This window comes from Methylobacterium sp. WL18 (assembly GCF_008040015.1).
GTDB classification, from domain to species: Bacteria; Pseudomonadota; Alphaproteobacteria; order Rhizobiales; family Beijerinckiaceae; genus Methylobacterium; species Methylobacterium mesophilicum.
In genome coordinates, this window is record NZ_VRVD01000115.1 from 1 (window position 1) to 10036 (window position 10036).

At 70.1% G+C, this 10036-nt stretch carries 9 protein-coding genes; 5 read left to right on the forward strand and 4 right to left on the reverse strand.

From position 1 onward, the window contains the following. Positions 1 to 299: aldehyde dehydrogenase family protein (locus tag FV228_RS11325; RefSeq protein WP_246693882.1), on the reverse strand; the 299-nt coding region annotated here is incomplete at its 3' end. Positions 300 to 463: 164 nt separating this feature from the next. Here FV228_RS11325 and FV228_RS11330 point away from each other — a divergent pair. Further along, on the forward strand, positions 464 to 1204 hold the full coding sequence (locus FV228_RS11330) for a FadR/GntR family transcriptional regulator (protein WP_147854721.1): 741 nt from the start codon (positions 464 to 466) through the stop codon (positions 1202 to 1204). A 33-nt stretch (positions 1205 to 1237) separates the two neighbouring features. On the opposite strand, the gene FV228_RS11335 is transcribed toward FV228_RS11330, so the two are convergent. Further along, on the reverse strand, positions 1238 to 3037 hold the full coding sequence (locus FV228_RS11335) for an IlvD/Edd family dehydratase (RefSeq protein ID WP_147854722.1): 1800 nt from the start codon (positions 3035 to 3037) through the stop codon (positions 1238 to 1240). Next, on the reverse strand, positions 3034 to 4188 hold the full coding sequence (locus tag FV228_RS11340; protein WP_147854723.1) for an aldose epimerase family protein: 1155 nt from the start codon (positions 4186 to 4188) through the stop codon (positions 3034 to 3036). The genes FV228_RS11335 and FV228_RS11340 overlap by 4 nt, the downstream gene beginning before the upstream one ends. A gap of 158 nt (positions 4189 to 4346) precedes the next feature. Between FV228_RS11340 and FV228_RS11345 the strand changes: the two genes are divergently transcribed. Together FV228_RS11345 and FV228_RS11350 are read left to right on the forward strand one after the other, a co-directional pair. Continuing rightward, positions 4347 to 5663 carry a sugar MFS transporter gene (locus FV228_RS11345; RefSeq protein WP_147854724.1) on the forward strand — a complete coding sequence of 439 codons (1317 nt, stop codon included), beginning with the start codon at positions 4347 to 4349 and terminating at the stop codon, positions 5661 to 5663. Between the two features lie 78 nt (positions 5664 to 5741). Further along, complete coding sequence (locus tag FV228_RS11350; protein ID WP_147854725.1) at positions 5742 to 6605, forward strand: SMP-30/gluconolactonase/LRE family protein; 864 nt, start codon at positions 5742 to 5744, stop codon at positions 6603 to 6605. Between the two features lie 177 nt (positions 6606 to 6782). Here the strand turns inward: FV228_RS11350 and FV228_RS11355 are convergent, their stop codons facing one another. Next, on the reverse strand, positions 6783 to 7004 hold the full coding sequence (locus tag FV228_RS11355; protein WP_147854726.1) for a hypothetical protein: 222 nt from the start codon (positions 7002 to 7004) through the stop codon (positions 6783 to 6785). Between the two features lie 717 nt (positions 7005 to 7721). On the opposite strand from FV228_RS11355, the gene FV228_RS11360 reads away from it, so the two are divergent. Both FV228_RS11360 and FV228_RS11365 read left to right on the forward strand, forming a co-directional pair. Further along, on the forward strand, positions 7722 to 7946 hold the full coding sequence (locus tag FV228_RS11360) for a hypothetical protein (protein WP_147854727.1): 225 nt from the start codon (positions 7722 to 7724) through the stop codon (positions 7944 to 7946). Positions 7947 to 8095: 149 nt separating this feature from the next. Further along, on the forward strand, positions 8096 to 10036 hold a 1941-nt coding region (locus FV228_RS11365; protein WP_187277704.1), incomplete at its 3' end, for a PAS domain S-box protein.

Consider the following 10036-nt stretch of genomic DNA (forward strand, 5'->3'; position numbering starts at 1 on the left):
AGCCGCGCCCGCGGCAGCCCGGTCTCGGCCATGGCCCGCGCGATCAGGGCTTCGCCGAGATCGCCCACCGCCTCGGCCACGGCGTCCAGGAAGCTGGCGCGCACCGCGGGGGTCGACTCGGAAAAGCTCGGGAACGCCGCATCCGCCAGCGCGCATGCCGCCTCGACCTCGGCCGCGCCGGCGGCCGAAAAGGCGGGCTCCAGCGCCGCCCCGCTTGCGGCGTCGGCGGCCCGGAACGTATCGGTGGTGGTCGCATCCTCGGCGCCGATCAGGATCGTGCCGCGAAGCTCCGCGTTCATCGTCAGCTCTTTACTCATACAAATAACTTAGAGCAGTTGTGCAGTGGCTGCAAGCGTCGCAGCACTATGGTGCTTGTGGGTGTTGGCGCTTGCACTCCTACAACTTCAGGGTACGATCGCGGTGATCCTGCCCCGTCCTGGCGGCTTCGGACCGGAGGTGACAGTTGAGGGGGGATCCGGGCTACGAGGACATCAAGCTGCCGCTGGCCTCGGGCTCGCGCAGGATTCACGGTTCGGTGGCGCGCGATCTGGGCATCGCGATCCTGGCCGGCCGGTACGCGCCCGGGGACGTGCTACCGGGCGAGATCGAGTTCTCGGAGCAGCTCAAGGTCTCGCGCACCGCCTATCGCGAGGCGATTCGCATCCTGAGCGCCAAGGGGCTGGTGGAGAGCCGGCCGCGCACCGGCACCCGTGTGACCCAGCGCAGCCGCTGGAACCTGCTCGACCCGGATATCCTCGCCTGGGCGTTCGAGGCCGAGCCGAGCGAAACGTTCATCCGGGACCTGTTCGAACTGCGGATGATCGTCGAGCCGGCGGCGGCGGCCCTGGCGGCCGAGCGGCGTTCCGCCCTCGACATCTCCCGGATGGGGCACGCCCTGGAGGAGATGGGACGCTACGGCCTCGCCACCGAGATCGGTCGGGCCGCCGACCAGGCGTTCCACAACACGATCCTGGAGGCGGCCCGCAACGGACCCTTGATGGCCCTGTCGAGTTCCATTGCCGCTGCCGTGACTTGGACGACGATCTTCAAGCAGCGTCGCAGCGCCCTGCCCCGGGACCCGATGCCGGATCACCGGATCCTGTACGAGGCGATCGTGGCCGGCGATGTCGAGGCGGCGCGGGTGGCGATGACCGAACTGGTCCGCCTCGCCCTGTCCGACACCGAACTGTCCCTGACGGCGTGAACCCCGCCGCGGCGGCGGCGGCGGGGTTCCGCGTCAGTGGTTGTCGCGCGGCAGGCCGCTGGTCTGGGCGATGCGCTGGAAGCGCTCGGACCCCTCCAGGATCGCGCCGGTGTGCATCTGCCCCACGCTCGCGCGCTGGATCGCCTGCCACGGGGTCTGGGATGCCGGATAGGCGTATCCCCCGGCCTCCTCCAGGGCCTTGCGCCGCCGCTCGATCTCGTCCGCGTCGAGCAGCATGTCGGCGGTGCCGCGCTTCAGGTCGATCCGCACGCGGTCGCCGGTGCGCAGCAGCGCGAGCCCGCCGCCGACCGCCGCCTCGGGCGAGGCGTTGAGGATCGAGGGCGAGGCCGAGGTGCCGGATTGGCGCCCGTCGCCGAGGCAGGGCAGCGCGTGCACGCCTGAGCGGATCAGGTAGGCGGGCGGGCGCATGTTCACCACCTCGGCCGCCCCCGGATAACCGACCGGGCCGGCGCCCCGCATGATCAGGATGCTGTTGTCGTCGATCGCCAGCGCTGGGTCGTCGATCCGGTGGTGGTAATCCTCCGGTCCGTCGAACACGACGGCCCGGCCCTCGAAGGCCTCCGGATCGTCGGGGTTCGAGAGGTAGCGTTCCCGGAACTCCTCGCCGATCACGCTGGTCTTCATGATCGCCGCGTCGAACAGGTTGCCGCGGAGCACCAGGAAGCCTGCGGCCTCCTTCAGCGGCCGGTCGATCGGCCGGATCACATCCTCGTCCTCGATCACCGCACCGCGGCAATTGTCGCCGATGGTGCGCCCGTTCACCGTCAGGGCGCCCTCGTGGAGCAGCCCGCGCTGCATCAGCTGCGCGGCCACTGCCGGGAGACCGCCCGCGCGGTAGTAATCCTCGCCGAGATACTCGCCGGCCGGTTGCAGGTTGACCAGGAGCGGCACGTCGAGGCCGTGGGTCTGCCAATCGGCGATGTCGAGTTCGACGCCGGCGTGGCGGGCGAGCGCGGCCAGGTGGATCGGGGCGTTGGTCGAGCCGCCGATCGCCGAATTGAGCACGATCGCGTTGAGGAAGGCCTCCCGGGTCAGGATGTCGGTCGGCTTGAGGTCCTCGGCGACCATCTCGACCACGCGCTTGCCCGTGAGGTAGGCGACCTCCTGTCGGTCCCGGTAGGGGGCCGGGATCGCCGCGGAGCCCGGCAGCATCATGCCGAGCGCCTCCGCGAGCGCGTTCATCGTCGTCGCCGTGCCCATGGTGTTGCAGTAGCCCGTGGAGGGCGCGGACGAAGTCACCAGCTTGATGAATCCGTCGTGGTCGATCTCGCCCGCCGCCAGCATCTGGCGCGCGCGCCACACAATCGTGCCGGAGCCGGTGCGCTGGCCCTTGTACCAGCCGTTGAGCATCGGGCCCACCGACAGGGCGATGGCCGGGATGTTCACGGTGGCGGCCGCCATCAGGCAGGCCGGCGTGGTCTTGTCGCAGCCCGTGGTCAGCACGACCCCGTCGAGGGGGTAGCCGTACAGGAGCTCGACCAGCCCGAGATAGGCGAGGTTGCGGTCGAGGCCGGCGGTGGGCCGCTTGCCGGTCTCCTGGATCGGATGGACCGGGAATTCGAGCGCGATGCCGCCGGCCTCGCGGATGCCCTCACGCACGCGCTCCGCCAGCACGAGGTGGTGCCGGTTGCACGGCGACAGGTCGGAGCCGGTCTGGGCGATGCCGATGATCGGCTTGCCCGAGCGCAGCTCGTCGAGGCTCAGGCCGAAGTTCAGGTAGCGCTCCAGGTAGAGCGCGGTCATGTCGATGTTGTCGGGGTTGTCGAACCACGCGCGCGAGCGCAGGGGCCGTGTGTTCGGGCGATCGGTCATTTCGTGTGGGTCCGGTGTGCCGCGCTAGTGGAGAAGCGGTAGGTGATGACGTTCCGGTAGGTCTTGCCCGGATCGAGGCGGGCCGAGCCGAAGGCCGGCTGGTTCGGGGTGTCGGGAAAAAGCTCGGGCTCGATCGCGAGGGCGTCCGACTGCCGGTAGGCCAGGCCGGACTTGCCCACCGCGGTCGCGTCGAGGAAGTTGCCCGCGTAGAATTGGACGCCCGGCTGGTTGCTGGCGACTTCGAGGATCCGGCCGGATTCGGGGTCCTCGACCCGGGCCACGAGATGCGGCTCGGTCGTGGGGGCGTCGGTGACGACCCAGTTGTGGTCGTAGCCGCGCCCGCGCACGATCTGGATGTCGCGTCCGTCGCGGATGCGGTCGCCGATCACCGTCGGTGTGCGGAAGTCGAACGGCGTACCCGCCACCGGGACATGCGCGCCCGTGGGGATCAGCGTCGCGTCCACGGGCGTGTAGCGCTCGGCCGGGATCGTCAGGACGTTGCCCAGGATCGAGCGGCCGGAGCCCTCCCCGGCGAGGTTGAAGAAGCTGTGGTTGGTCAGGTTGACGATCGTCGGCTTGTCGGTGGTCGCCTGGTAGATCACGGACAGCGTGTCGGTGTCGTCCAGCGCGTAGGTTGCGGTCACGGTGAGCGTACCCGGATAGCCTTCCTCGCCGTCCGGGCTGACGTAGCGCAGGCTGACCGACGGCGCGGCGCCGCCCTTGACCTCTGTGATGGTCCAGAGCCGCTTGTCGAATCCCGCCGTGCCGCCGTGGAGCGCGTTGGATCCGTCATTGGTCGCCAGCGTGTAGGTCCGGCCGTCGAGGGTGAAGCGGCCTCCGCGGATCCGGTTGGCGTAGCGCCCGACGCTCACTCCGAAATAGTTGGGCTTGGCCAGGTAGCCGGCGAGATCGTCGTAGCCGAGGACGATGTCGGCGGGCTTTCCGGCGCGGTCCGGGACTTCGAGCGTCCGCAGCAGGGCGCCCCACGAGATCACGCGGGCGGTGACGCCCCTGCCGTTGGTCAGCGTCACCTCTTCGACCGTCCGGCCGTCCGGCAGGGTGCCGAACACGGTGCGGACCGGCTCGGCACCCTGGGCCGCCACAGGGATCGCCGCGCAGGCGCCCAGCGCCACAGCCCCGACTCCACGCATGTGATCTCCCCGCAAGATGCCCGCCTCCCGCTTGCCGATCGTGCGCCGGCGCTCGACGCGTGCCGCGGTTGACGTCTTAAACTCCGCTATATACTCATACAAATGAAATTCACAACATCGGGCCGCGGCAAAGCGGCCCCGGGATGAGGAAACGTTTGATGGCAGGACCGATCGCGAGCATCGGAGCGCCCGCGGCTGGAACGGCGTCGGCCGACCGCGGCAGCTACCGCCCGGCCCTCTCGCTGCTCGCGAGCCTCTTCTTCATGTGGGGCTTTATTACGGTCATCAACAACACTCTGCTACCCCATCTCAGGAGCGTCTTCGACCTCGATTACACGCAGACCACGCTGATCGAGTCGGTGTGGTTCATCGCGTATTTCGTGGCCTCGATCCCGGCCGCGAAGCTGATCGCGCGCATCGGCTACCAGCGTGCCCTGGTGGTGGGCCTCGGCATCATGGCGCTGGGCACGCTGGGCATGGTCCTGGCCTCGCATCAGGTCTCGTACGCGATCACCCTCACCGCCCTGTTCGTCATCGCGAGCGGCATCACCCTGCTCCAGGTCGCGGCCAACCCCTACGTGGCGGTGGTCGGCCCCCCGGAGACCGCCCCGGCGCGCCTCAACCTCGTCCAGGCCTTCAACTCGCTCGGCACGACGCTCGCGCCGCTCTTCGGCGGCTACCTGATCCTCGGACGCTCGGCTTCGGGCAACCTCGCCGTCGGCACGACCCTGACCGCGGCCGAGCGACTGGCCGACGCGCAGTCGGTGCAACTCCCCTACCTGATCGTGGCGGCGATCCTCGTCGTGCTCGCCGTGGTGATCGCACGCTTCCCGCTTCCCGCCATGGGCGGCGGCGCAGGCGAGGCCGCGAAGCAGGCCGCCAAGGCCGAGCGCACCGGCCTGTCGCTCTGGCGCCACCGCAACCTCGTGCTCGGCGTGCCGGCGATCTTCATCTACCTGATCGCCGAGATCGGGGTGTCGAACCTGTTCATCAACTTCGTCTCGCAGCCCGAGATCGGCGACCTCACGCACACGCAGGCCTCGCATTACCTGTTCCTGCTCTGGGGCGGGATGATGATCGGCCGCTTCGTCGGCAGCTACCTGATGCAGGTGCGGTCCGCCGAGACCATCCTGGCTGGCGCCGCCCTGGCGGCCTTCACGGTCATGCTGGTGGCGACCTTCGCGACGGGGGCGCTGGCCATGTGGGCGCTGATCTCGGTGGGGCTGTTCCACGCGGTCATGTTCCCGACGATCTTCACCCTCGGCATCCGCGGCCTGGGCCCGCTGACCGAGGAGGGGGCGGGGCTGCTGATCATGGCGATCGCCGGGGGCTCCCTGGTGGTGGTGCAGGGCTGGGCCGCCGACCGGTTCGGCCTGCAGCACTCCTTCCTCATCACGGCCGCCTGCGAACTCTACGTCCTGTTCTTCGCGCTGTGGGGCAGCCGGCCGGGCCTGGGTGCCTCCGACCGCGCCTGAGAAGATATCGGCCACCGTCCACGGTTCAGCGTAACGCGGTGGGCTGCGGTCCTCCGCCGGACTCGAGAAGGCGATCCCATGGAGGCACAGTTCCGCATCGTCGCCCGCCCCGAGCGCGACCGGCTCGGCGAAGGACCCGTCTGGGTGCCCGAGCGGGGGCGGCTGTTCTGGGTGGACATCGAGGCCCCGGCCCTGCGCTGGCTCGACCTTGCCGGCGGCGCCACGGGCACGTGCCCGTTTCCCGAGCCGATCGGCTGGATCATCCCCCGGGCCGGCCGGCGCGACTTCGTGATCGGCCTGAAGAGCGGATTCGCGCTGTTCGATCTGGAGGCCGACCAAGTCACGCCGATCGGCAATCCGGAGCCGGACTTTCCGGACAACCGCCTGAACGACGCCAAGGTCGACTCGGCCGGCCGCATCTGGGCCGGGAGCATGCACCAGGCCGAGACCGCGGTCTCGGGCGCCCTGCACCGGCTCGACCCGGACTTGAGCTGGCGACGGATGGACGGCGCCTACGGCGTCGCCAACGGTCCGACCTTCAGCCGCGACGGCCGGATCCTCTATCACAGCGACAGCGCCGCCCGGACCGTCTTCGCCTTCGACCTCGCCGCCGACGGGACCCTGGCGGGGAAGCGGGAATTCCTGCGCTTCCCCGAGGCGTGGGGCTGGCCCGACGGGATGACCACGGATGCGGACGGCTGCCTCTGGATCGCCCACTGGGGTGCGGGCCGGATCAGCCGGCTGGATCCGGACGGGCGCCTCCTGAGGGCCATCCCGCTCCCGGCCACGAACATCACGAGTTGCGCCTTCGCGGGACCTGGGCTCGACCGGCTGTTCGTCACGTCGGCGTCGCGGGGCGTCGAGCACGAGCCGTCCGCAGGCGCGCTGTTCGAGCTCGATGTCGGCGTAACCGGCCTGCCGCCCCGGGCGTTCGGGGGCTGACCGCTGATCCTCCGGCCGGGCGCACCGTCCGAGGGCTCGCTATATCGTGTGGCCGCTTCCCTCGGATGGGGGATGCGGCGCGGGAGTGCCGCGTCTACGGTCGGGCCTTCTCCGAGACGAGACCACCTTCAAACCCGCCCGGCCCGTGCCGCGGCGGGTTCTTTGATCGCGGTGGCATCACGCACGGATCGGCAGGCGGCCGACCACCGCGCCGGTCGCATCCCGCACGACGAGGGTCCACGACCCGCCGGACGCGCCCGTGCCGACGGAACCCGCCATCTCTCCGATCACGCTGCGCGCCTCGTCCAGGGCCTCCTCCAGGCTCTCGGCCTCGACGCCCACCTCGTCCCGGATCCGCTCCCGGCCGTTCTCGACATCGAAGTAGAAGCGCTCGGGCACCGACATCCCCCTGATGAACCCCTGTGGCGGGCGCCCGGACTATCTCTACGTAGTTTGATGGGCGACCGCGACCAACGTCGGCTGCGATAAACCTTAACCTAGCTAAAACGTGAATTGGACCGATTCACCACAATGCGTCCGGGATTTGAGCGCGTCGATCTACTATAGATCTGGCAGATAGCCCGCCCACCCACACCCGGTGGCCCGAAGCGGCGGCGCTTCTGACCTTGGGGCTTAGCCATGACGACCGCCGATGAGCCGCCTGCCGTGAAGGGAACGGGCGGCGGTTCAAACAGAAAAGAGATGGTACGGGCGCATATCCGAAGCGTTCTCTCAAAGATCAGTGCTTCATCAATACCCAAAGATCAGACGCGCTGATGGCGGCTTGACCATACGCCCTTGGGTGATGGGAGGAGCGACGGTCTCCGCGCACGACCGCCTTTTTACGTAGCAACGCCCTTCGAAATGGCGGGTTTCTGAAACCTCCAGCCTCGTAGCGCCGTAACCGACCCATGGCGGAAAACACCCCCCTTCGCGCCCATATCCGCGCGGTCTTGCTCAGGCTGGTGCGGACTTTGACCGACCGGACGGGCCCGCGCGGGCCGACGCCGCCATAGGGTCACCGCCCGCGCGATCGTCGCGACGGCGTCGCCGTCTCCGACCCGTTAACCCTTCGTCAACCATGCGCCGACACAGTTCCGGACGGAGGGCTGGGCCATGGTTCGACGCCGGGATTTCGACGCATTGAGCGAAGCGCAGATCGCCGCGCGGCGCACGCAGAAGCGCTGGGTCGAGCCCAAGGCGCAGTTCCGCCCGGATGCGCCGCAGGCGGTGACCGAGCTGCTCGACACGATCCAGCACGTGGCCGAGGCGGCCACCGGCGAGCGCAGCTTCCTGCACCTGCGTCCCGTGGCCGGCGGCGCGCGCGGCCGCGCACATTAACGCCCGCCACCTCTCAAGTCCGGGCCCGCCCACGGGCTGGCGAGCGCCGGCCGGTTCTGCAACAAGGCCGAGATGAGCCGGCGTACAGCCTTCGATCTCATCCCCACCGGTGCGCCGCCCGTGCCCGGCCGATGCCGCGCGGTCCGCGCGTGAGCGGTGCCCTGAGCGCGGACGAGGCGGAGGTTCTCCGGCGCCGCACCCGTGCCCTCGAGGACGAAGTCACCCGCCTGCGCACCGCGCTCGCCGCGAGCCGGGTGGAGGTACGGGACGAGGCGTCGCGGGACGAGACCGCCTTCGACCGCGCGTACTGGCACCGGCCCGCCCATAGCGACGCGATCCTGCCCGATCCCGATCCCGAGCGGATCGACGATGCCGAGTTCCGCCGGCTCGCCGACCACCTGCCGATCCTGTGCTGGCTCGCCCGCGGCGACGGCTATCTCTACTGGTACAACAGGCGCTGGCTCGATTACTGCGGCACCACGCAGGCGGCCATGGCTGGCTGGGGCTGGCAGAGCGTCCACGACCCGGAGGCGCTGCCCCGGGTGACGGCGGTCTGGGCCGCCTCGATCGCCACCGGCGAGCCGTTCGAGATGGTGTTTCCCCTGCGCGGGGCCGACGGCATGTTCCGGCCGTTCCTGACGCGGATCGTGCCGCTGCGGGACGCCACCGGCCGGGTTGTGCGCTGGTTCGGCGTCAACGCCGAGATCGGTGCCCAGGTCCGGGCCGAGGCGGCGCTGCGCACCTCCGAGACGCGCCTGCGCCGGGCCCAGGAGGCCGGCGGCGTTGGCGTCTTCTCCATCGACCTCGACCAGAACGTCATCCACGCCACGCCGCACTTCTTCCGCCTGTACGGCCTGGCCGAGCAGGAGACGCTGCCGATCGACGCGGTCGTCCGCCTCGTCATCCCGGAGGATGCCGGACGCGTCGCGCAATGGGCGGACCGGGGCGCCGGCCTGACCGATGCCGACGTGGCCTATCGGATCCGGCGGGCGGATGACGGCGCGGAACGCTGGATCGCCCGCCGCGGCGCGCTCGAACGCGACCCCGAGGGCCGCCCGATCCGGTTCGTCGGGGCGGTGCGCGACATCACCGACCACAAATCCGCCGAGCAGCGGGCGGAGGCCGACCGGCGCGAGCTGCGCCTCATCACCGACGCGCTGCCGGTGCTCATCGCCTTCATCGACCGGGACTACGTCTACCGCTTCGCCAACGCGGCGTATCAGGACTGGTTCTTCCGCCCGGCCGCGGAGATCGTGGGTCAGGACGTGCGGGTGCTGCTCGGGCCCGCGGCCTTCGAGCTGCGCCGCGCCTATGTCGAGCGCGCCCGCGCCGGCGAGGCCGTCCGGTTCGAGATCGCCTGGCCCCACCAGGATGGGCGCCACCGCGACGCAGAGATCCGCTACCTGCCCCGGCGCGGCGCCGACGGTGCGGTCGACGGATTCCACGTGTTCGTGCAGGACATCACCGACCGCAAGCGGGTCGAGGCCACCCTCCTCTCCGAGGTCACCCAGCGGACCCGCGAGCGCGACCGGCTGTGGGAGACCACCAACGACCTGATGGGCACAGCGGGCCTCGACGGATTCCTCAAGACCGTCAATCCGGCCTGGACGCACATGCTCGGCTGGAGCGAGGCGGAACTGCTCGGCCGGCCGTTCCTGGACATCGTCGATCCGGGCGACCACGCCGAGACCGCCGAGGTGGTGGGCCGCCTGTCGGCCGGCGAGACGGTGGCGGGCTTCGTCGACCGCGTCCTGACCCGCGCGGGCGAGCGCCGGGTGGTGATGTGGACGGCGGTGCCCGATCCGGGAACCGGGCTGTTCTACATCGTCGGGCGGGACCTCACCGAGCAACGCCGGGTCGAGGAGCAATTGCTCCAGGCGCAGAAGATGGAGGCGATCGGCCAGCTCACCGGCGGCATCGCCCACGACTTCAACAACCTGCTGACCGGCATCGTCGGCTCCCTCGACCTGATGCAGACCCGCATCCAGCAGGGCCGCACCGACGCGATCGAGCGCTATGCCCGCGCGGCCCTGTCGTCGGCCAACCGCGCCGCGGCGCTGACCCACCGCCTCCTCGCCTTCGCCCGGCGC

Bases quoted from the DNA above. Each gene is read 5' to 3' on its own strand.
- FV228_RS11335 (WP_147854722.1), bottom strand. From the start codon at position 3,037: ATGACCGATCGCCCGAACACACGGCCCCTGCGCTCGCGCGCGTGGTTC.
- FV228_RS11340 (WP_147854723.1), bottom strand. From the start codon at position 4,188: ATGCGTGGAGTCGGGGCTGTGGCGCTGGGCGCCTGCGCGGCGATCCCT.
- FV228_RS11345 (WP_147854724.1), top strand. From the start codon at position 4,347: ATGGCAGGACCGATCGCGAGCATCGGAGCGCCCGCGGCTGGAACGGCG.
- FV228_RS11350 (WP_147854725.1), top strand. From the start codon at position 5,742: ATGGAGGCACAGTTCCGCATCGTCGCCCGCCCCGAGCGCGACCGGCTC.
- FV228_RS11360 (WP_147854727.1), top strand. From the start codon at position 7,722: ATGGTTCGACGCCGGGATTTCGACGCATTGAGCGAAGCGCAGATCGCC.